Annotated in this window: 20 protein-coding genes and 1 other RNA gene; 12 read left to right on the top strand and 9 right to left on the bottom strand. The window is 66.8% G+C overall.

Annotation, left to right across the window (positions count from 1 at the left end; genetic code table 11):
• Nucleotides 1–100: 100 nt before the first annotated feature.
• Complete coding sequence (locus DMX06_RS02210) at nt 101–1,081, bottom strand: NADPH:quinone oxidoreductase family protein (protein ID WP_110734173.1); 981 nt, start codon at nt 1,079–1,081, stop codon at nt 101–103.
• 157 nt (nt 1,082–1,238) lie between these two features.
• Between DMX06_RS02210 and DMX06_RS02215 the strand changes: the two genes are divergently transcribed.
• Nucleotides 1,239–1,640 (top strand): flagellar basal body-associated protein FliL, encoded by a 402-nt coding sequence (locus DMX06_RS02215; protein WP_110734175.1) that lies wholly within the window; start codon nt 1,239–1,241, stop codon nt 1,638–1,640.
• Here DMX06_RS02215 and DMX06_RS02220 read toward each other — a convergent pair whose 3' ends face one another.
• The 4 genes from DMX06_RS02220 to DMX06_RS02235 all read right to left on the bottom strand — a co-directional run bounded on the left by DMX06_RS02220 (nt 1,641) and on the right by DMX06_RS02235 (nt 6,974).
• On the bottom strand, nt 1,641–2,750 hold the full coding sequence (locus DMX06_RS02220; RefSeq protein ID WP_110734178.1) for an ABC transporter permease: 1,110 nt from the start codon (nt 2,748–2,750) through the stop codon (nt 1,641–1,643).
• 1 nt (nt 2,751) lies between these two features.
• Entirely contained in the window at nt 2,752–5,475 is a 2,724-nt protein-coding gene (rbbA, locus tag DMX06_RS02225) for a ribosome-associated ATPase/putative transporter RbbA (RefSeq protein ID WP_110734180.1), read from the bottom strand.
• The gene (locus tag DMX06_RS02230; RefSeq protein WP_050703321.1) at nt 5,472–6,431 is read right to left on the bottom strand and encodes an HlyD family secretion protein; all 960 of its coding nucleotides are present in this window, start codon (nt 6,429–6,431) and stop codon (nt 5,472–5,474) included. The genes rbbA and DMX06_RS02230 overlap by 4 nt, the downstream gene beginning before the upstream one ends.
• Nucleotides 6,432–6,524: 93 nt before the next feature.
• Nucleotides 6,525–6,974 carry an EVE domain-containing protein gene (locus tag DMX06_RS02235; RefSeq protein ID WP_110734182.1) on the bottom strand — a complete coding sequence of 150 codons (450 nt, stop codon included), beginning with the start codon at nt 6,972–6,974 and terminating at the stop codon, nt 6,525–6,527.
• 176 nt (nt 6,975–7,150) lie between these two features.
• Between DMX06_RS02235 and DMX06_RS26255 the strand changes: the two genes are divergently transcribed.
• The gene (locus DMX06_RS26255) at nt 7,151–7,306 is read left to right on the top strand and encodes a hypothetical protein (RefSeq protein ID WP_181427767.1); all 156 of its coding nucleotides are present in this window, start codon (nt 7,151–7,153) and stop codon (nt 7,304–7,306) included.
• 7 nt (nt 7,307–7,313) lie between these two features.
• Here DMX06_RS26255 and DMX06_RS02240 read toward each other — a convergent pair whose 3' ends face one another.
• From DMX06_RS02240 to DMX06_RS02255, 4 genes are all read right to left on the bottom strand, one after another.
• A complete protein-coding gene (locus DMX06_RS02240; RefSeq protein WP_110734184.1) occupies nt 7,314–7,922 on the bottom strand; it encodes a 5-formyltetrahydrofolate cyclo-ligase in 609 nt (202 codons plus the stop codon).
• A gap of 61 nt (nt 7,923–7,983) precedes the next feature.
• Nucleotides 7,984–8,163, bottom strand: a non-coding RNA gene (gene ssrS / locus DMX06_RS02245) — 6S RNA.
• 17 nt (nt 8,164–8,180) lie between these two features.
• Nucleotides 8,181–8,498: a cell division protein ZapA gene (locus tag DMX06_RS02250; protein WP_023631617.1), complete on the bottom strand. Its 318-nt coding sequence runs from the start codon at nt 8,496–8,498 to the stop codon at nt 8,181–8,183.
• Nucleotides 8,495–8,704 carry a TIGR02449 family protein gene (locus DMX06_RS02255; protein ID WP_023631616.1) on the bottom strand — a complete coding sequence of 70 codons (210 nt, stop codon included), beginning with the start codon at nt 8,702–8,704 and terminating at the stop codon, nt 8,495–8,497. The genes DMX06_RS02250 and DMX06_RS02255 overlap by 4 nt, the downstream gene beginning before the upstream one ends.
• A gap of 146 nt (nt 8,705–8,850) precedes the next feature.
• On the opposite strand from DMX06_RS02255, the gene DMX06_RS02260 reads away from it, so the two are divergent.
• The 10 genes from DMX06_RS02260 to gcvP all read left to right on the top strand — a co-directional run bounded on the left by DMX06_RS02260 (nt 8,851) and on the right by gcvP (nt 21,296).
• A complete protein-coding gene (locus DMX06_RS02260) occupies nt 8,851–9,405 on the top strand; it encodes a YecA/YgfB family protein (protein WP_110734186.1) in 555 nt (184 codons plus the stop codon).
• Between the two features lie 21 nt (nt 9,406–9,426).
• Nucleotides 9,427–10,761 (top strand): Xaa-Pro aminopeptidase, encoded by a 1,335-nt coding sequence (gene pepP / locus DMX06_RS02265; RefSeq protein WP_110734188.1) that lies wholly within the window; start codon nt 9,427–9,429, stop codon nt 10,759–10,761.
• Nucleotides 10,758–11,957 carry a 2-octaprenyl-6-methoxyphenyl hydroxylase gene (gene ubiH / locus DMX06_RS02270; RefSeq protein ID WP_110734190.1) on the top strand — a complete coding sequence of 400 codons (1,200 nt, stop codon included), beginning with the start codon at nt 10,758–10,760 and terminating at the stop codon, nt 11,955–11,957. The genes pepP and ubiH overlap by 4 nt, the downstream gene beginning before the upstream one ends.
• Entirely contained in the window at nt 11,954–12,436 is a 483-nt protein-coding gene (locus tag DMX06_RS02275; protein ID WP_110734193.1) for a DUF4442 domain-containing protein, read from the top strand. Before ubiH ends, DMX06_RS02275 begins: the two co-directional genes overlap by 4 nt.
• Nucleotides 12,437–12,445: 9 nt before the next feature.
• Nucleotides 12,446–13,663 carry a 2-octaprenyl-3-methyl-6-methoxy-1,4-benzoquinol hydroxylase gene (locus tag DMX06_RS02280; RefSeq protein ID WP_181427771.1) on the top strand — a complete coding sequence of 406 codons (1,218 nt, stop codon included), beginning with the start codon at nt 12,446–12,448 and terminating at the stop codon, nt 13,661–13,663.
• A gap of 159 nt (nt 13,664–13,822) precedes the next feature.
• Entirely contained in the window at nt 13,823–14,824 is a 1,002-nt protein-coding gene (locus DMX06_RS02285) for an extracellular solute-binding protein (RefSeq protein ID WP_110734197.1), read from the top strand.
• 162 nt (nt 14,825–14,986) lie between these two features.
• Entirely contained in the window at nt 14,987–16,609 is a 1,623-nt protein-coding gene (locus DMX06_RS02290) for an ABC transporter permease (protein ID WP_110734199.1), read from the top strand.
• Nucleotides 16,610–16,733: 124 nt separating this feature from the next.
• Nucleotides 16,734–17,816, top strand: a complete 1,083-nt coding sequence (gcvT, locus tag DMX06_RS02295; protein WP_110734201.1) for a glycine cleavage system aminomethyltransferase GcvT — start codon at nt 16,734–16,736, stop codon at nt 17,814–17,816.
• Between the two features lie 49 nt (nt 17,817–17,865).
• Nucleotides 17,866–18,249 (top strand): glycine cleavage system protein GcvH, encoded by a 384-nt coding sequence (gene gcvH, locus DMX06_RS02300; RefSeq protein ID WP_110734204.1) that lies wholly within the window; start codon nt 17,866–17,868, stop codon nt 18,247–18,249.
• 173 nt (nt 18,250–18,422) lie between these two features.
• On the top strand, nt 18,423–21,296 hold the full coding sequence (gcvP, locus tag DMX06_RS02305; protein WP_110734206.1) for an aminomethyl-transferring glycine dehydrogenase: 2,874 nt from the start codon (nt 18,423–18,425) through the stop codon (nt 21,294–21,296).
• The last annotated feature ends 243 nt before the right edge of the window (nt 21,297–21,539 follow it).

A 21,539-nucleotide genomic window follows, 5' to 3' on the forward strand; every position in this document is an offset into this window, starting at 1 on the left:
CGCGAACACCGGCGAAGCCGGTGCCATACACCGCGCTGGATTCTTCGCGGGTAAACCCGCTCCCACAGGGTTAAGTCAAATCAATGGTTTACGTGAGCGGTCAGCGCGGGATCGTCACCACCAGCTTGCCCACCGCCTGTCGCTGCGCCAGGCGTTCGATCGCCGCGCCACCCTCGGCCAGTGCAAAGGTCTGCGACACCAGGGGCTTCAACTTGCCTTCGGCGTGCCAGGCAAACAGCTGACGGAAGTTGGCCGCGTTGTCTTCCGGCTGGCGCTGGGCGAACGCGCCCCAGAACACCCCGAGCACCGCCGCGCCCTTGAGCAGGGTCAGGTTCACCGGCAGTTGCGGGATCGTGCCGCTGGCAAAGCCCACCACCAGCAACCGCCCGTTCCACGCCAGCCCGCGCACGGCCTGGTCGAACAGCGCGCCACCGACCGGGTCGTAGATCACGTCCACACCCTGGCCGCCGGTCAGGCGCTTGATCTCGTCCTTGAGGCTGGCCTGGCTGTAGTCGATCAGCTCGTCGGCCCCGGCCGTCTTGGCGATCGCCAGTTTCTCGGCGCTGCTGGCCGCGGCGATCACCCGGGCGCCCAGGGCCTTGCCGATCTCCACCGCCGCCAGCCCGACGCCGCCCGAGGCGCCGAGCACCAGCAGGGTTTCGCCGGCCTTGAGCTGGCCGCGCTGGGTCAGGGCGTGCATCGAGGTGCCGTAGGTCATGCCGAACGCGGCGGCGGTGGTGAAGTCCATGCCCGCCGGAATCGGCAGCACGTTGTAGAACGGCACCGCCACCTGCTCGGCGAAGGCGCCCCAGCCGGTCAGGGCCATGACCCGGTCGCCGACCTTGAACGCGCCAGCTTTCTCGCCGACCGCGGCCACCACGCCGGCGGCCTCGCCACCCGGGGCGAACGGCAGCGGCGGCTGGAACTGGTACTTGCCCTCGATGATCAGGGTGTCGGGGAAGTTGACCCCGGCGGCGTGCACGTCGAGGAGGATCTCGTTCTTCTTAGGCGTGGGGCTGGCGACCTCTTCCAGGACCAGGTCCCGCGCCGGGCCCAGGGCTTTGCACAACAAGGCTTTCATCAGGGCTATTCCTTTGCGTGTGGTGGCCGATAAGTGTAGGAGGGCCACCCCCAGGGTCAACGAGCATGGCCGGCCCTGATGAGCCGGCATAAGCCCGGGCTTGGGTTTGGCCGGCGTGCTGGGTAAGCTGGCGCCAACTGTATTGAGGAGCGAATTCGTGAAAGCGTGGATCTTGATGGTGCTGGCCCTGATGCTGCCAGTGGCGGCGATGGCCGAGGAAAAGGAAGGCGAGCCCAAGGTCGCCTACATCAGCCTCAGCCCGCCCTTCGTCGGCAACTACGCCCTCGACGGCAGCCCCAAGCTGCGTGTGTTCAAGGCCGACGTCGCCCTGCGCGTGACCGGCGATGCCGCCGCCACCGCGGTCAAGCACCACGAGCCGCTGATCCGCAACCAGCTGGTGGCGCTGTTCACCCAGCAGGGCGTGGACAACATGAGCAATGTCGAGGCCAAGGAAAAACTGCGCCAGGAAGCCCTGAAGCAGGTGCAGCAGGTGATGGAGTCCGAAGAGGGCAAGCCGATCGTCGAGGACCTGCTGTTCAACAACCTGATCGTGCAGTGATCAGGCGGCGAGGCTGCGGCGAAAGCGCGCCAGGGCCACGCCGAAGAACACCAGGCCGATCGCGGCCAGGGCCGCCACATCCGGCCACACCACGTTCAGTCCGGCGTCGCGGAACAGGATCGCCGCGCCGAGGCTGACGAAGTGGGTCGAGGGCGAGCCCTGCATGACCCACTGCAGCCATTGCGGCATGCTGTCCAGCGGCGTGCTGCCGCCCGAGAGCAGCAGCATCGGGATGATCACCGGGATCGCCAGCAGGCCGAACTGCGGCGTCGAGCGCGCCAGGGTGGCGAGGAAGATGCCCAGCGCCGTGCTGGCGAACAGGTACAGCGCGGTCACCCCCAGGAACAGCCCCATCGAGCCCGCCAGCGGCACGCCCAGGGCGCCCTTGACCACCACTTCCAGCGATATCCAGGTACACGCCACCACTACCAGGGCGTTGCTGGCGATCTTCGCTAGCATGATTTCCAGCGCCGTCAGCGGCAGCACCAGCAGGTGATCGAGGGTGCCGTGCTCACGCTCGCGCAGCAGCGCGGTGCCGGTAAGGACGATGGCCAGGATGGTGATGTTGTTGACGATCTGGATCACCGCCAGGAACCAGCCGCCTTCCAGGTTGGGGTTGAACAGGGCTTTCGGGTTGAGCAGGGCCGGGCTGCTGGTGCTGCGGCCTGCGTACTCCAGCAGTTCGCGTTCGAAGATCCGGCCGATGTAGCCGGCCCCCATGAAGGCCTGGCTCATGGCCGTGGCATCGACGTTGACCTGCAGCTCCGGCGAGCGCCCGGCCAGCAGGTCGGCCTGGAAGTTCACCGGTACGTTGACCACGAAGGTGTACTGGCCGCTGTCCATGGCCTGGTCCAGGTGATTCGCCGGCAGTGCCACGGCAGGCTGGAACTCGGGCGGCTGCAGCGACTCGGCGAGCTTGCGCGAGACGGCGCCGTGGTCTTCGTCGACCACCGCGACACTGGCGTTGTGCACGCCGATCACGGAGCCTGCGGCGGGCATGTAGATCGCCACGCTGAAGGCGTACAGCAGGAACAGCAGCAACACGCTGTCGTGGCGCAGGCTGGTGAGTTCCTTCAGGCCCAGGCGCAGGGTGTGGGAGAGGCGGCTCATCTCAGGCCTCCTGTTTTTTCAGCATGGCCAGGCTCAGCCCGGTGAAGGCGGCGAAGAAGCCCAGCAGCGCCAGGCACTGCGGCCACAGCTCGCGCAGGCCCAGGGCCTTGGTGAAGGTGCCGACGGCGATGTCGAGGAAATAGCCGGCTGGGAACAGCTGGCCCATCAGCGCCGCCGCGCCGTCCAGCGACGAGCGCGGCACGATCAGGCCGGAGAACTGGATGGTCGGCAGGCTGGTGATGATCATGGTGCCGAGGATCGCCGCGATCTGCGTGCGGGTGAAGGCCGAGATCAGCAGGCCCAGGCTGGTGGTCGCCAGCAGGTAGGCCAGGCCGCCGCAGGCCAGGGCCAGCGGGCTGCCCTTGAGCGGCACGCCGAACAGCCAGCGGTTCATCGCCACCAGCAGCGCCAGGTTGACCAGGCTCACCGCGAGGTAGGGCGCCTGCTTGCCGAGCAGGAATTCCAGGCGGGTCAGCGGGGTGGCGTAGAAATTGGTGATCGAGCCCAGTTCCTTTTCCCGCACGATGCCCAGCGCGGTGAGCATGGCCGGGATGAAGGCCAGGATCAGCGCCATGACCCCGGGGCCGATGGCGTTCACGCTGACCACGTCCTGGTTGTAGCGAAAGCGTGTTTCCAGGCGTACCGGCTGCTGGCGCGCCACAGGGTGCGGGCCGAGGGCGGCCAGCTGCTCCAGGTTGCCCTGGTGCACGGCTTCCACATAGTTGCGACTGGTCTCGGCGCGAAACGGCATGCCGCCATCGAGCCAGGCAGCCACCACCGGCTGGCGCCCGGCATGCAGGTCACGGCCAAAGCCCGGCGGGATCTCCAGGGCCAGTTTGATCTCCGAGCGTTGCAGGCGCTGGTGCAACTGGCGGGCATCGCGAATCGGCGCCTGCTCGGCGAAGTAGCGCGAGCCACGGAAGGCCTCGAGGTAGGCGCGGCTCTGCGGGCTCTGGTCCTGGTCGTACACGGCGAAGGCGAGGTTCTCCACATCCAGGGAGATGCCATAGCCGAAGATCACCATCATGAACAGTGCGCCAAGCAGGGCGAACGCCAGGCGCACCTTGTCGCGCAGCAGTTCCTTGCCTTCGCGGCTGGCCACCGCCAGCAGGCGGCGCAGGCTGAAGGCCTGGCGCAAAGCGGGCGCTTGGGCGGCGGCCTGTTCCAACCCTGCATCGGCCTGCGCCTGGGCGGGCGCGTCCTGGGCCTGTTCGAGGCAGCGCACGAAGGCGTCTTCCAGGGTCTCGCCGCCGAACTGGCGCTGCAGGGCCAGCGGGGTGTCGCAGGCCAGTACCCGGCCGGCGTGCATCAGCGAGATGCGGTCGCAGCGCAGGGCCTCGTTCATGAAATGGGTGGACAGGAAGATGGTCACGCCCTGCTCGCGGGACAGCTCCACCAGCAGGCGCCAGAAGTCGTCGCGGGCCGCCGGGTCGACACCCGAGGTCGGCTCGTCGAGGATCAGCACTTCCGGGCGGTGCAATACCGCCACGGCCAGCGACAGGCGTTGGCGCAGGCCCAGGGGCAGGGCGCCGGACGGCTGGTCGGCAATGGCGCCTAAGTCGAAGCGCTCGATGAGCTCGGCGATGCGCGGCGCGCTGTCGGCCTTGGCCAGGTCGAACAGGCGGGCGTGCAGTTCGAGGTTCTGCCGGGCGCTCAGCTCGCCATACAGCGAATAGCTCTGGGACATGAATCCGACCCGCTTGCGCGTGGCCAGGTCGCCGGCATCCACCGGGCGGCCGAGCAGGCTGGCGCTGCCCTCGCTGGCCGGCATCAGGCCGGTGAGCACCTTCATGGTGGTGGTCTTGCCGCAGCCGTTGGAGCCAAGGAAACCGAAGATCTCACCGCGGCCGATGGCGAAGCTGACCTTGTTCACCGCGGTAAAGTCGCCGAAGCGTAGGGTCAGGTCGTGGGCCTCGATGGCGATCGGCCCGTCATCGGCCTGGCGTGGCGGAATACGCAGGGGCTCGGGCTGTGCGCGGCCAGCGCCCTGGAAGTGGGTGAAGGCGTCGTCCAGTTTGCCGCTGGGTGTAACCGCTGCCAGTTCGAGGCTGAGGCCGGCGGCCAGCAGGCGGCCATCGTCGAGCATCAGGCAGTGCTCGAACTGCTCGGCCTCTTCCATGTAGGCGGTGGCCACCAGCAGGGTCAGTTGCGGGCGCTGGGCGCGCACCTGCTCGACCAGCTCCCAGAAACGCCGTCGCGACAGCGGGTCGACGCCGGTGGTCGGCTCGTCGAGGATCAGCAGGTCCGGCTCGTGGATCAGCGCGCAGCACAACCCCAGCTTCTGCTTCATGCCGCCCGAGAGCTTGCCGGCCGGGCGCTCGGCGAAGCGCTCCAGGTCGGTGGCGCGCAACAGGCTGGCCATGCGTTGTTCGCATTCGGTACGGCCCAGACCGAACAGGGTGGCGAAGAAGCGGATGTTCTCGCGGATCGACAGCTCCGGGTACAGGTTGTTGCCCAGGCCCTGGGGCATGAAGGCGACCTTGGGATACAGCGCGGTGCGGTGGCGGCGCTGGCGGATCGAGCCGCCGAGCACCTGCAACTCGCCCTGTTGCAGGCGCTTGACCCCGGCGATCAGCCCGAGCAGGGTCGACTTGCCGGCGCCATCCGGGCCGATCAGGCCGCAGCGGGTGCCGGTCGGCAGGCTGAACGCGAGGCTGTGCAGGGCCTGCAGGTCGCCATAACGGTGGCTGACGCCGTCGGCACGCAGGGCGATCGCCGCGTTCATTGCAGGTTAGCCGGCCAGCCCACGTCGGCGGTGCGCACATAACCGGCGCCGGGCATGCCCGGCTTGGCCTGGGGCACGGCGCTCGGTTCGGTCAGGCGCAGCTTGACCCGGAACACCAGCTTCTGCCGCTCATCGCGGGTCTCGACCTGCTTCGGGGTGAACTGCGCCTTGGCCGCGACGAACGCCACCTTGGCCGGCAGGGCCTTGTCCGGCAGGGCGTCGAGCACGATCCGCGCCTGGTCGCCGACGGTCAGCCGGCCGGTGGTGGCGGCGGGCAGGTAGAGGTTCATGTACTGGTCGCTAGGGTCGATCAGCATCAGCACCCGGCCACCGGCGCCGAGCACTTCGCCGGGTTCGGCCAGGCGCAGCTGGATGATGCCGTCGATGGGCGCGCGCAGGCTGCTGTCGTCGATTTCGCTGGTGAGTTGGGCGACCTGGGCCTCGGCGGCGCCGATGGCGGCCTTGATCGCCGCCAGCTGGGCCCGGGCCGCGACCACGGCCGCGGTGGCGGTGTCGTAGCGGGCCTGCTGCTGGTCGAGCAGCTGCTGGCTGGCGAACTTGCGTTGGTAGATCTCGCGTACCCGCTTGAGCTCCTGGCTGGCCAGCAACAGTTCGCTCTGGCGCAGCTGCACGCTGGCCTGGGCGGCGGCGTAGTTCTCCCGGGCGCGCAGCACTTCGGCCTCGGCCTGGCTGCGCTGGGCTTCCATGGTGCGGGTGTCGATGCGCGCCAGCAACTGGCCGCGGGTAACCTTGTCGCCTTCGTCGACCAGCACCTCGGCCAGGCGCCCGGGGATCTTGCTGGCGATCTGCACCTCGGTGGACTCGAGGCGTCCGTTGCCCATGCTCAGGCCTTCGGGCAGGCGGTCGTGAAGAGACTTCCAGTAGCCCAGCCCGCCTGCCGCCAGCAACAGCAATACCAGGGCGGAGGCGAAGATTCTGGGGGCTTTTCTATTCATCGGTCTGCATCCTGCGGCTAGCACGCCTTATCCTGGCGCGACGCGCTTCCTTGCGCGTTGATATTGGTCAAACCCCTGACAATAGCCGCACAATCAGCTCAGCGCGAGGATCGCCGCCCATTGTTCTGCGGTCACCGGCATCACCGACAGGCGGCTGCCCTTTTGCACCAGTGGCAGTTCCTCGAGCGCCGCCTGCTGCTTGAGCAGGCCCAGGCCAAGCACCTGGCGGAAGGTCCGCACATGCTCGACGTCCACCGCGCTCCACGGGTTCTTCTCGGCGCTGGCCTTGGCGTCGTGGTAGTGGCTGTGCGGATCCAGGGCGGTCGGGTCCGGGTAGGCGGCGGCGCTGATCCGGGCGATGCCGGCGATCCCCGGTTGCGGGCAGCTGGAGTGGTAGAAGAAGAATTCGTCGCCTACGCTCATGGCCCGCAGGAAATTGCGCGCCTGGTAGTTGCGCACCCCGTCCCAGCGGGCGCTGCCCAGGCGTGCCAAGGCTTCGACGGAGAGCTCGTCGGGCTCGGATTTCATCAGCCAGTAGGCCATGGGTGCTGCTCCTGAAAGAGTTTGAAATAACTCGTTGCATGAAACCGACAGTCGGTTGGCGTCAACGTTTGCCTGGCGACTCATGTTGTCGGAAAATGCGCCGATTTTAAGCTATATGCTCCGGCCGCCATCAAGAAAGCCGCCGAGCCTGGACAGTTGTTCTTGGGGGACGATCAATGAAACAACGTAAACCGGACCTGCTCTGGATCCTGGCCTTCGTCTTCGGGCTGGGCGTGGTCACCACCGGTTACGCGCAAGGCTTGTGGGAGCGCAAGCTGGATGCCGCCTACCAGCAGGCGCCCGTCGATCCGGCGCAGCAACAGCACCGCTGATCGCACCTCACTTCGGCGCCAGGTACCAGCCACGGTCCGAAACCGTGCCTTGCAACGGTACATCCCAGCTCGCCTGGTTGAGTCGCTCCACTTTCTGGCATTCGTGCGCCAGCCCCAGCAGCAATGGCTTTTTCCATGTCTGGCGCCGGCCCTGGTAGGCCAGGCTGCGGTCATAGAAGCCACCGCCCATGCCCAGGCGCCCCCCCACCTCATCGAAACCGACCAGCGGCAGCAGGATCAGGTCCAGCGCCCAGATCGGCCGTTGGCGCTTGCGATCGATCACCGGTTCCAGGATGCGGAACCGGTTGGGGCGCAGTGCCTCGCCGGCCTCGAAGCGCTGGAACACCATGCGCGTGCGTGGCCAGGCGTGCAGCACCGGCAGGTAGACGCGCTTGCCGCGCTTGTGGGCTTCGCGTAGCAGCAGGCGCGGGTCGATCTCGCCGTCGTTGGGCAGGTACAGGGCGATATGCCGGGCACGGCGGAACAGCGGATCCTGCGCCAGTTGGTGATACAGGCCTTCGGCGGCCTGGCGTTGCTGGGCGGGTGTGAGGGCGCGGCGGGCGTTGCGCAGCAGGCGGCGAAGCTGGGGGCGGGTGAGCGGCGCGGTGTCGGTCATGGCACGGGCGATCCCAGAAGAAACGAAAAGCCCGCCGTTGGAGGCGGGCAGTTCTGAATGCAGGCTCCCCGACAAGACCGCTATCGGTGTAGCCCTTGAACCCGAAAGTTCAAGGTGGAGATTGCAGGGGGCGTTAAGGCTTTCCGTCGGGCGGACATGCACACCGGCCCCAGCGTGCAACCCCCGTGGTTGTGCGTATCGGCTCAGGGACATAACCGACTGGCGCATCCCCCAGGGAGTGGCGCCAGTATACCAATCTCAGTCGCTTTTGCTAACCGGATCGTCGGACAGGGCCTGGTCGACCCGCTCCAGCAGGTCGCGCACCTGTTCGCGGGTGGTGCCGCCGCTGGCCACTTCTGGGCGTTCCTGGCGGTGCAGCAGCTCGTGGGTGATGTTCAGCGCGGCCATCACGGCGATGCGGTCGGCGCCGATCACCTTGCCGCTGCTGCGGATCTCGCGCATCTTGCCGTCCAGGTAACGGGCGGCGCCGACCAGATTGTTGCGCTCCTCGGGCGGGCAGATGATCGAGTATTCCTTGTCGAGGATCTGGACGGTGACGCTATTGCTTGAACTCATGAGTCTTGCTCCAGGGCCTTGAGGCGCAGGATCATCGATTCGATCTTGCGTTTGGCGATCTCGTTCTTTTCGATCAGGTGGGCGCGTTCCTCGCGCCAGGATCGTTCCTGAGCTACTAAGAGTGCGTTTTGCCGCTTTAGTTGCTCGACCCGTTCGATCAGCAACTCGAACCGGCTCATCAGCGCTTGCAGGTCGTTCTCTTGCATGGGTTGCACTCGATTCCTTCACTCGCCTGGCGATCATGCCTGCCCCAAGGGCGCGACGGCCAGTGCCGATGGTCTTGGCGCGCCTGCCGGTGCTAGGATACAAGGTCTCCATTCTAGTCATTGCGCCGTCTGGCGCCTAGCTGCCCATGCCCAATACCCAATCGCCCTACATCGCCTTCGCCATGTTGCTTTCGAGCAATGGCCACCCCGTCACCCCTGCCGAGCTGCATGGCCTGCTGATCGGTCGCAGCTGCGCCGGCGCCGGCTTCGATGCCGATGCCTGGCTTGCCGACGCCGCCCAGCTGCTCGAGACCGAGCCCGGCGAGACTGTCCGCAATGCCCTGATCGGCCTGCAAGAGATGGTCAAGGCCGAGCTGACCGGCGAGGACGTCGCCATCGTCCTGCTGCTGCCCTCCGATGATGCCGCACTCAGTGACCGCGCCACCGCGCTGGGCCAGTGGTGCCAGGGCTTCATCACCGGATTCGGCCTGAACGCCGGGGGCAAGGACTTGTCCACCGATGCCAAGGAAGTGCTCCAGGACCTGGTGGCCATCTCCCAGGTCCAGGAAGCCCTGGAAGAATCCGAGGACGGCGAGAGCGACTACATGGAGGTCATGGAGTACCTGCGCGTCGCCCCGTTGCTGCTGTACACGGAGCTGGCCGCACCCGCCGCACCCGCGCCAAAGCCATCGTTGCACTGATCTGAACGGGGTCGTTTGCCCATGAGCCACATACCCAAGGCGGAGTACGCCCGTCGGCGCAAGGCGCTGATGGCGCAGATGGTCCCCAACAGCATCGCCATCCTGCCGGCCGCCGCGGTCGCCATCCGCAACCGCGACGTCGAGCATGTCTACCGCCAGGACAGCGATTTCCAGTACCTGAGCGGCTTCCCCGAACCCGAGGCGGTAATCGCCCTGATTCCGGGCCGCGAGCATGGCGAGTACGTGCTGTTCTGCCGCGAACGCAACCCCGAGCGCGAGCAATGGGACGGCCTGCGCGCCGGCCAGGAAGGCGCAGTGCGCGATTTCGGCGCCGACGATGCCTTCCCCATCAGCGATATCGACGAGATCCTGCCGGGCCTGATCGAAGGGCGTGAGCGGGTCTACAGCAACATGGGCAGCAACCCCGAGTTCGATCGCCGGCTGATGGAGTGGATCAATGTGATCCGCTCCAAGGCCCGCCTCGGCGCCCAGCCGCCGAACGAGTTCGTTGCCCTGGATCATCTGCTGCACGACATGCGCCTGTATAAATCGGCGGCAGAAGTGAAGGTCATGCGCGAGGCCGCGGCGATCTCCGCCCGGGCCCATGTGCGCGCCATGCAGGCTTGCCGCGCCGGGCTGCACGAGTACAGCCTGGAAGCCGAGCTGGACTACGAGTTCCGCAAGGGCGGGGCGAAGATGCCGGCCTACGGCTCGATCGTCGCCGCCGGGCGCAACGGCTGCATCCTGCACTACCAGCAGAACGACGCGCCGCTCAAGGACGGCGACCTGGTCCTGATCGACGCCGGTTGCGAGATCGACTGCTACGCCAGCGACATCACCCGCACCTTCCCGGTCAGCGGGCGGTTCTCGCCGGAACAGAAGGCCATCTACGAGCTGGTGCTGGCGGCCCAGGCCGCGGCGTTCGCCGAGATCGCCCCGGGCAGGCACTGGAACCACGCCCACGAGGCCACCGTGCGGGTGATCACCGAAGGGCTGGTGACGCTGGGGCTGCTCAAGGGCGAGGTGCAGGCCTTGATCGACAGCGAGGCCTACCGTGCCTTCTACATGCACCGCGCCGGACACTGGCTGGGCATGGATGTGCACGACGTGGGCGAATACAAGGTCGGTGGCCAGTGGCGCGTGCTCGAACCGGGCATGGCGCTGACCGTCGAACCCGGCATCTACATCGCCGCCGACAACCAGGCGGTGGCGAAGAAGTGGCGTGGCATCGGGGTAAGGATCGAGGACGACGTGGTGGTGACCAGACAAGGCTGTGAAATCCTCACTTCGGGCGTGCCGCGCACGGTCGCCGAGATCGAGGCGCTGATGCACGATGCCCGCAAGGACGCCGCATGAACCGGGTCAACCTGGCGATCATCGGCGGCGGCCTGGTGGGCGCGAGCCTGGCCCTGACGCTGCAGGCCGCGGCCAAGGCCCGTGGCTGGAAGATCCTGCTGATCGAGCCGTTCGCGCCCGGCGACAGCTTCCAGCCCAGCTATGACGCACGCTCCTCGGCGCTGTCCTACGGTACCCGGCAGATCTATGAGCGCCTGGGGCTGTGGCAGACCATCAGCCGCCGCGCCGAGCCGATCCGGCAGATCCAGGTGTCCGACCGCGGCCGCTTTGGCGGCACCCGCCTGGACGCCCTGGAAGAGGGCGTGCCGGCACTCGGTTACGTGGTCGAGAACGCCTGGCTCGGTCAGTGCCTGTGGCAGGCCATCGACAACGAAGTGATCAGCTGGCGCTGCCCGGCTCAGGTGCAGGCGATGCAGGCCATCGCCGGTGGCTACCGCCTGCAGCTGGACGACGACACCTTGCTGGAGTGCGACCTGGCGGTGCTGGCCGACGGCGGTCGTTCGGGCCTGCGCGAGCAGTTGGGCATCCATGTGCGCAATACGCCCTATGACCAGAGCGCGCTGATCGCCAATATCACCCCGGGCGAAGCCCACGCCGGCCAGGCCTTCGAGCGTTTCACCGAGCAAGGGCCGATGGCCTTGCTGCCGCTGGCGGACAACCGCTGCGCGTTGGTCTGGACCCGCCAGGGGATGGATGCCAGGCGCCTGGCCGAGCTCGACGAACGCAGCTTCCTGCGCGAGCTGCAGGAAGCTTTCGGCTATCGCCTCGGCGCCCTGCGCCAGGTCGGTGCCCGCCATCTCTACCCACTGTCGCTGGTCGAGGCCGAGGAGCAGGTGCGCCCGCACCTTGTGGTGCTGGGCAATGCCGCTCACAGCCTGCACCCCATTGCCGGCCAGGGCTTCAACCTGTCGTTGCGCGACGTGCAGTCGCTGGCGGACGCCCTGCTGGCCGGCCCGGCACTGCCGGGCGACCTGGCCACGCTGCAGGCCTATCACCAGCGCCAGCGCCTCGACCAGGCCCTGACCATCGGTTTCTCCGACCAGGTCACCCGTCTGTTCGGCAGCAGCCAGCCGTTGCTGGCGGCCGGGCGCAACCTCGGCCTGCTTGGCCTGGACCTGCTGCCGCCGGCAAAAAGCTGGTTCGCCCGCCAGGCCATGGGCCTGGGCACCCGCCCTGACCCGCGAGGCCGCCCATGAGCGATGTTCGCAGGCTCGCACGGCGAGCGCGGATGCTGCGCTGGTTGTTGAACTTCTACCCGCCCTACCTGGGCGCCGGAATTCATATCCAGGAGATCAGCCCGGACATGCGCAGCGTCAAGGTGCGCATGAAGCTGACACGGTGGAATCGCAACTACGTCGGCACCCAGTTCGGCGGCAGCCTTTACGCGATGGTCGATCCGTTTTACATGCTGCTGCTGATCGAGCAGCTGGGGCGTGAATACATCGTCTGGGACAAGGCCGCCAGTATCGACTTCATCACCCCGGGCAAGGGCCCGGTGTATGCCCAATTCCACGTCGACGACGCGCTGCTGGACGAGATCCGCCAGCAGACCGCCAGCGGCAAGAAATACCTGCCCCGGTTGCAGGTGGAGATCCGCGACGGCGCCGGCGAGCTGGTGGCGCGGGTCGACAAAACCCTATACGTGCGGCTCAAGCCGCAAGCGAGGCAGGCGTAAGGCATGGAAATGCGCGCAGATCTGTTGATTGTCGGTGCCGGTATGGTCGGCAGCGCCCTGGCCCTGGCCATGCGCCACAGTGGCCTGGAGGTTCTCCTGCTCGATGGCGGCCCGATGACGGTCAAGCCGTTTGACGGCGAGGCGCCTTTCGAGCCGCGGGTCAGTGCCCTGTCGGCGGCCAGCCAGCGCATTCTCGAGCGCCTGGGCGCCTGGGAGGGCATCGCCCGGCGGCGTGTCTCGCCGTATTCGGACATGCATGTCTGGGACGGCAGCGGCACCGGCGAGATCCATTTCTCCGCGGCCAGCGTGCATGCCGAGGTGCTGGGCCATATCGTTGAGAACCGTGTGGTCCAGGACGGGCTGCTGGAGCGCCTGCACGACAGCGATGTCGGGCTGCTGGCCAACGCCCGCCTGGAACAGCTGCGCCGCTCCGGCGATGAGTGGCTGCTGACCCTGGCCGATGGCCGCAAGCTGCGCGCGCCACTGGTGATCGCCGCCGATGGCGCCAACTCGGCGGTACGCCGCCTGGCCGGCTGCACGACCCGTGAGTGGGATTACCTGCACCATGCCATCGTCACCAGCGTGCGCTGCAGCGAGGCGCACCGGGCCACGGCCTGGCAGCGCTTCACCGACGAAGGCCCGCTGGCGTTCCTGCCGCTCAGCCGCGATGGCCGTCAGGACTGGTGCTCGATCGTCTGGTCGACCACGCCGGAACAGGCCGAGCAGGCCATGGCGATGGACGACGCGACCTTCCGCCAGGCTCTTGAGCGGGCTTTCGAGGGGCGTCTGGGCGATGTGCTGGAGGCAGATCCGCGGGTCTGCGTGCCGCTGCGCCAGCGCCATGCCAAGCGTTACGTGGAAGAAGGGCTGGCGCTGATCGGCGATGCGGCCCACACCATCCACCCGTTGGCGGGGCAGGGAGTCAACCTGGGTTTTCTCGACGCCGCAGTGCTGGCCGAGGAACTGGTCCGCGCCTGCGAGCGAGGCGAGCGCCTGGCCGATGTTAAGGTGCTGAGCCGCTTCGAGCGGCGACGGATGCCGCACAACCTGGCGTTGATGGCGGCGATGGAGGGCTTCGAGCGGTTGTTCCAGGCCAATCCGTTGCCCCTGCGCTGGTTGCGCAACAGCGGCTTGAAACTGGTGGAGCAGATGCCCGAGGCCAAGGCGCTGTTCGTGCGGCAGGCCCTGGGGTTGTCCGGGGATCTGCCGGAGCTGGCCAGGGCCTGAGGCCCTCATCGCGGGGCAAGCCCGCTCCCACGAACCATGCGGACGTGGGAGCGGGCTTGCCCCGCGATTGTTTGCAACATCCGGTAACGGCTCGGCAGATGAGTCACAAAATGGGAACCACTACCATTTGCACTCTAAATTCAGCGAGGAGTGCTCCGAATGTTATCCCGCAAGCCCCTACTGGCCGCCCTGGCCCTGACGCTGTTCGGCGGCACCGCCCAGGCGGCGGATGAAGTGGTGGTGTATTCCTCGCGCATCGACGAGCTGATCAAGCCGGTGTTCGACGCCTACACCGCCAAGACCGGCGTCAAGATCAAGTTCATCACCGACAAGGAAGCCCCGCTGATGCAGCGCATCAAGGCCGAGGGCGAGAATGGCGTGGCCGACCTGCTGCTCACCGTCGATGCCGGCAACCTCTGGCAGGCCGAGCAGATGGGTATCCTGCAGCCGATCAAGTCGGCAGTCATCGACCAGAACATCCCGCCGCAGTATCGCGCCTCGTCCCATGACTGGACCGGCCTGAGCCTGCGCGCGCGGACCATCGCCTACTCCACCGACCGGGTCAAACCGGCGCAGCTCAGCACCTACGAAGCCCTGGCCGACAATAACTGGGAAGGCCGCCTGTGCCTGCGCACGGCGAAGAAGGTCTACAACCAGTCGCTGACCGCCACGCTGATCGAGAACCATGGCGAGGCCGAGACCGAGAAGCTGATCAAGGGCTGGGTCAACAACCTGTCTACCGATGTGTTCTCCGACGACACCGCGGTGCTTCAGGCCATTGCTGCCGGCCAGTGCGACGTGGGCATCGTCAACACTTACTACTACGGGCGCCTGCACAAGGAGAAGCCCGATCTGCCGGTGAAACTGTTCTGGCCCAACCAGGGTGACCGTGGCGTGCACGTCAACCTGTCGGGCATCGGCCTGACCAAGCATGCGCCGCATCCGGAAGCGGCGAAGAAGCTGGTGGAGTGGATGACGGGCGAGGAGGCGCAGAAGCTGTTCGCCGATATCAACCAGGAATTCCCGGCCAACCCGAAGGTCAAGCCTTCGACGGAAGTCGCGGCCTGGGGCAGCTTCAAGGCCGACAGCATTCCGGTGGAAGTCGCCGGCAAGCGTCAGGCCGAAGCGATTCGCTTGATGGATCGGGCTGGCTGGAACTGAGTTTCAGCGCTTATCCTTGCGGGGCCCTACAAGGGCCCCTTCGCGGCTAAAGCCGCTCCCACAGGTTCTGCGCTGCCTGGCAGGTTTGCGCGATCCCTGTGGGAGCGGCTTTAGCCGCGAACGACCGCGCAGCGGTCGCCACCTGCAACCGAGACTCCTGCATTGCCCCACACCCCCCAACGCCGCTGGTACCTGCCGGTCTCCCTGACCGCCGCCCTGGTCCTGCTCCCGCTGAGCGTCCTGCTGCTGTCCTGGCAATCGGTCGATGTGCAGATCTGGTCGCACCTGCTCGACACCCAGATGAGCCGCCTGCTGGGCAACACCCTCACCCTGGTGCTGGGGGTGGGCATCGGCGTGACCGTGCTGGGAGTGAGCCTGGCCTGGCTGACCAGCCTCTGCGAATTCCCCGGCAGACGTTGGCTGGACTGGGCGCTGATGCTGCCGTTCGCGATTCCGGCCTATGTCCTGGCGTTCGTCTTCGTCGGCCTGCTCGATTTCGCAGGCCCCGTGCAGACAGCGTTGCGCGAGGTGTTCGGGCCTATGCGCCTGCCGCGGGTGCGCTCCACGGGCGGCGTGATCACGGTGCTGGTGCTGGTGTTCTATCCCTATGTCTACCTGCTGGCGCGCACCGCGTTCATGGCCCAGGGCAAGGGCCTGATGGAGGCGGCGCGGGTGCTCGGGCTGTCGCCGCTGCAGGCGTTCTGGCGGGTGGCCTTGCCCATGGCGCGCCCGGCCATCGGCGCCGGCATCGCCCTGGCGCTGATGGAGACCCTGGCCGACTTCGGCGCGGTGGCGGTGTTCAACTTCGACACCTTCACCACGGCCATCTACAAGACCTGGTACGGCTTCTTCAGCCTGTCCAGCGCGGCGCAGCTGGCCAGCCTGCTGCTGCTGGCGGTGATGCTGGTGCTGTATGGCGAGCGCCGCGCCCGTGGTGCCAGTCGCAGCGGCAATGAACGGCCCAGGGGGCAGGCGCTGTATCACCTGCGGGGGATCAAGGCGTTGGCCGCCAGCGGCTGGTGCCTGCTGGTGTTCGCCTGCGCCTTCGTCATACCGATGCTGCAGTTGCTGGCGTGGTTCTGGCAACGCGGCCGGCACGATCTGGATGAGCGGTATGTCGGGTTGGTCCTGCACACTTTGTACCTGGGCGCCATGGCGGCGCTGATCACGGTCAGTGTGGCCATGCTGATGGCCTTCGCCCGGCGCCAGGCGCCGACCACGGCCATCCGCGCCGGGGTCGGCCTGGCCAACCTCGGCTATGCCTTGCCGGGCTCGGTGCTGGCTGTATCGATCATGCTGGCGTTCAGCTACCTGGACAACCAACTGGTGGTGCCGCTGTCGCAATGGTTGGGCGGGGCGGGCAAGCCGCTGCTGCTGGGCAGCCTGTCGGCCCTGCTGCTGGCCTACCTGGTGCGCTTCATCGCCGTGGCCTATGGCCCGTTGGAAAGCAGCCTGGAGCGGATCCGTCCGTCGTTGCCGGAGGCGTCGCGCAGCCTCGGGGTCGCCGGGCCGGGATTGTTTTTCAAGGTGTATCTGCCGTTGCTGGTGCCCGGAGCGCTCAGCGCCGCCTTGCTGGTGTTTGTCGATGTGCTCAAGGAGATGCCGGCGACCCTGCTGATGCGCCCGTTCGGCTGGGACACCCTGGCCGTGCGCGTGTTCGAGATGACCAGCGAGGGCGAATGGGCACGGGCCTCGCTGCCGGCACTGACCCTGGTATTGGTCGGCCTGCTGCCGGTGATCGGCCTGATCCGCCGCTCGGCCCATCGTCCGGGGCACCCGCGCTGAGGGTGTCACGCAGCGCCCTTGCGGCTACAATGCGCGGCATTCGCAGCGACGGGTCCTACAAGAACAGGTGATGATTGAACATCGCCGACCGCCGCCGCCTCGCCACGCCCGGAAGGAGAAACCCATGGGACAGCGTACGCCTCTGTATGACCTGCACCTGGCGCTCGGCGCCAAGACGGTCGATTTCGGCGGATGGGACATGCCCCTGCATTACGGCTCGCAAGTCGAGGAGCACCACCAGGTGCGCAGTGACTGCGGGGTCTTCGATGTCTCCCACATGACCGTCATCGATATCGACGGTTGCGCCGCCACGCCCTGGCTGCAACATCTGCTGGCCAATGACGTGACGCGTCTGGAAAGCCCCGGCAAGGCGCTCTACAGTCCACTGCTCAACGCCGATGGCGGGGTGATCGACGACCTGATCGCCTACCGCACCGAGGACGGCTACCGCCTGGTGGCCAATGCCGCCACCCGCGACAAGGTACTGGCCTGGCTGCAAGCGCGCAGCGAAGGTTTCAAGGTCAGTTTCAAGGTGCGCCCTGACCTGGCCATTCTCGCCATCCAGGGCCCCCATGCCCGGGAAAAGGTCGCCGCCCTGCTCAGCGCCTCGCGTGCCGCGCTGATCCGCGAACTGCGCCCGTTCGAAGGCCTCGCCGACGGTGACTGGTTCATCGCCCGCACCGGTTATACCGGCGAGGACGGCCTGGAAATCATCCTTCCCGGCGAGCAGGCCCCGGCGTTCTTCAACGACCTGGTCGGCGCCGGCATCGCCCCGAGCGGCCTGGGCGCGCGCGATACGCTGCGCCTGGAAGCCGGCATGAACCTGTATGGCCAGGATATTGACGAAGCCCACACCCCGCTGACCTCCAACCTGGGTTGGAGCGTCGCCTGGGAGCCGGCGGGGCGCGAGTTCATCGGCCGTGCCGGGCTGCTGGCGGAAATCGAGCAGGGCGTGAAGGAAAAACTGGTCGGCCTGGTGCTCGAGGAGCGCGGTGTACTGCGTGCCCACCAGGTGGTCCGTGTATCCGGGATTGGCGAAGGAGAGATAACCAGTGGTAGTTTCTCGCCTACGCTGAGCAAATCCATTGCCCTGGCCCGCGTACCCATGGCCACCGGCGACCGCGCCGAGGTGGAGATCCGCGGCAAGTGGTACCCGGTGCGGGTGGTCAAGCCGACCTTCGTGCGCCATGGCAAGATCCTGATCTGAACACTCAAATGGCGGGCCGACCGCTGACCCTAACGAGGAATACAAGACAATGAGCCAAATCCCCGCCGACCTGCGTTTTGCCGAAAGCCATGAATGGGCCCGCCTGGAAGCCGATGGCACAGTGACCGTGGGTATCAGCGACCACGCCCAGGAAGCCCTGGGTGACGTGGTGTTCGTCGAGCTGGCTGAAGTCGGCAAGGTGTTCGCTGCTGGTGACGCCGCTGGCGTGGTCGAGTCGGTCAAGGCTGCGTCGGACATCTACGCGCCGATTGGTGGCGAAGTGATCGCCGTCAACGATGCGCTCAGCAGCGAGCCAGAGCTTCTGAACTCCGAGCCCTACGATTCCTGGATCTTCAAGCTCAAGCCAAGCGACAAGTCCGAGCTCGACAAGCTGCTGGATGCCGCTGGTTACAAGGCTGCCATCGGCGAGTAATGATCGCGGGCAAGCCCGCTCCCACGACGCCATGACGATGTGCTCCGTGCGTGGGAGCGGGCTTGCCCCGCGATGAGGCCTGCACGGCAAATGCAATAATCCCCGCACATTCGGCAATCCTTCCTAGACTTGTAAGTCTCCCATGAGAACTGGTCCAGGAAGAGATCGTCGCCATGTCCCAGTCGCCATCCCTGCATCAACTGCAAGAGCCCAACCCCTTCCTGCGTCGCCACCTGGGGCCCGATGCCCAGGAGCAGCAGGCCATGCTCGACGCTCTTGGCGTCGCCAGCCGTAGCGAGTTGATCGAGCAGACGGTGCCGCCAGGCATCCGCTTCAACCGCCCGCTCGACCTGCCGCCGGCCCTCGATGAGCAGGCCGCGCTGGCCAGGTTGGCGGGCCATGCCGCGCAGAACCAGCTGTGGACCAGCCTGATCGGCATGGGTTATCACGCGACCATCATCCCCACCGTCATCCTGCGCAACGTGCTGGAGAATCCTGGCTGGTACACCGCTTATACGCCCTACCAGCCGGAGATCGCCCAAGGTCGGCTGGAGGCGCTGCTGAACTACCAGCAGATGGTCATCGACCTCACCGGCCTGGCCCTGGCCAATGCCTCGCTGCTCGATGAGGCCACGGCCGCCGCCGAGGCCATGGCCCTGGCCAAGCGGGTGGCGCGCAGCAAGAGCAACGCGTTCTTCGCCGACGAGCACTGTCACCCGCAAACCCTGTCGGTGCTCAAGACTCGTGCCGAAGGCTTCGGTTTCGAGCTGATCATCGACTCTGTGGATAACCTGACCAAGCACAAAGTGTTCGGAGCGTTGCTGCAGTACCCGGACACCCACGGCGAGGTGCGCGACCTGCGCCCGCTGATCGACCAGTTGCACGCCCAGCAGGCCCTGGCCTGCGTCGCTGCCGACATCCTCAGCCTGGTGGTGCTCACGCCGCCGGGCGAACTGGGGGCCGACGTGGTGCTCGGTTCGACCCAGCGCTTTGGCGTGCCCATGGGCTACGGCGGGCCGCATGCGGCCTATTTCGCCTGCCGCGACGACTACAAGCGGGCCATGCCCGGGCGCATCATCGGCGTGTCCCGCGATGCCCGGGGCAACACCGCGCTGCGCATGGCCCTGCAGACCCGCGAGCAACACATTCGTCGGGAGAAGGCCAACTCCAATATCTGCACGGCCCAGGTGCTGCTGGCCAACATCGCCGGCTTCTACGCCGTCTACCACGGCCCCGAAGGCCTGCAGCGCATCGCCCAGCGGGTGCACCGGCTAACCTTCATTCTCGCCGCCGGCCTTGAAGCCAAGGGCATCAAGCGCCTCAACCAGCACTTCTTCGACACCCTGACCCTGGACGTCGGAGGCACCCAGGCGGCGATCATCGAAAGCGCCGAAGCCGCCCGCATCAACCTGCGCATCCTTGGGCGCGGGCACCTGGGGGTGAGCCTGGACGAGACCTGTAACGAAGCCACGGTGCTCAAGCTGCTGGATATCTTCCTCGGCGTCGACCACGGCCTGGACATCGCCACGCTCGACCAGCAGGCGCTGCCCGAAGGCATCCCCGGCGCGCTGGTGCGCCGCACGCCGATCCTCGACCACCCGGTGTTCAACCTGCATCACAGCGAAACCGAAATGCTGCGCTACCTCAAGCAGCTGGAGAACAAGGACCTGGCTTTGAACCAGTCGATGATCCCGCTGGGCTCCTGCACCATGAAGCTCAACGCCACCAGCGAGATGATCCCCATCACCTGGCCCGAGTTCGCCCAACCGCATCCTTTCGCCCCGGCGGGGCAGGTGCAGGGCTACAAGGCGATGATCGACGAGCTCGAGACCTGGTTGTGCGCCATCACCGGCTTCGATGCCATCTGCATGCAACCCAACTCCGGTGCCCAGGGCGAGTACGCCGGGCTCATGGCCATTACCCGCTACCACCGCAGTCGCCACCAGCCCGGGCGTACCTTGTGCCTGATCCCGTCCTCGGCCCATGGCACCAACCCGGCATCGGCGCAGATGGCCGGCATGGAAGTGGTGATCGTCGAGTGCGACGAAGACGGCAACGTCGATCTCGATGATCTCAAGGCCAAGGCCCGGGCCGCCGGCGAGCGGCTGTCATGCCTGATGGTGACCTACCCCTCCACCCATGGCGTGTACGAGGAGGGGATCCGCGAGATCTGCGAAGTGGTGCACCAGTACGGCGGGCAGGTGTACATGGACGGCGCCAACCTCAATGCCCAGGTGGGGCTGGCGCGACCGGCGGACATCGGTGCCGATGTCTCGCACATGAACCTGCACAAGACCTTCTGCATTCCCCATGGCGGTGGCGGTCCGGGCATGGGACCGATCGGCATCCGCGCCCACCTCAAGCCGTTCGTCGCCAGCCACCCGGTGGTGCCGGTGCCGGGCTTGGAGCCGACCAACAGCGCGGTGAGCGCGGCGCCCTGGGGCAGTGCCAGCATCCTGCCGATCAGCTGGATGTACATCGCCATGATGGGGCCGCAACTGGCCGACGCCAGCGAGGTGGCGATCCTGTCCGCCAACTACCTGGCCAGCCAGCTGCGCGATGCCTTCCCGGTGCTCTACCGTGGGCGCAACCAACGGGTGGCCCATGAGTGCATCTTCGACCTGCGGCCGCTCAAGGCGCTGACCGGTATCACCGAGGAGGATGTGGCCAAGCGCCTGATGGACTACGGCTTCCATGCGCCGACCATGTCGTTCCCGGTGCCGGGCACGCTGATGGTCGAGCCCACCGAGAGCGAGTCGAAGGCCGAACTGGACCGTTTCGTCGAGGCGATGCTGGCGATCAGGGCGGAAATCGCCGAGGTGCAGGAGGGCAACTGGCCGGCCGAGGACAATCCGCTCAAGCATGCGCCGCACACCCTGGCCGACGTGCTGGCGCCGTGGAACCGGCCATACAGCATCGAGCAGGGCATCGCTCCCAGCGCTCACGCGCGCCAGCACAAGTACTGGCCTGCGGTGAACCGGGTCGACAACGTGTATGGGGACAGGAACCTGTTCTGTGCGTGCGTGCCGGTGGAGGCGTATCGCTGAGAGGGGAACCATCCCCTGTAGGAGATTACCCAGCCCTTCGGGCTGCGCTGTCGCGCAGGGAACTGTCCCCTGTGGGAGCGGCCTTGCGTCGCGAAAGGGGCGCGTAGCGGCCCCCTGATTTCGAGCCACCATCGAAATTGCCGGGGCTGCTGCGCAGCCCTTTAGCGACGCAAGGCCGCTCCCACAGGGTTTAGCTAAATCAATGAGTTACGGTTTGTTCCATGAGAGCGGCCTTGCCGAGGC

The sequence above is a fragment of the Pseudomonas mosselii genome (genome assembly GCF_003205295.1).
Taxonomy (GTDB): domain Bacteria; phylum Pseudomonadota; class Gammaproteobacteria; order Pseudomonadales; family Pseudomonadaceae; genus Aquipseudomonas; species Aquipseudomonas mosselii_B.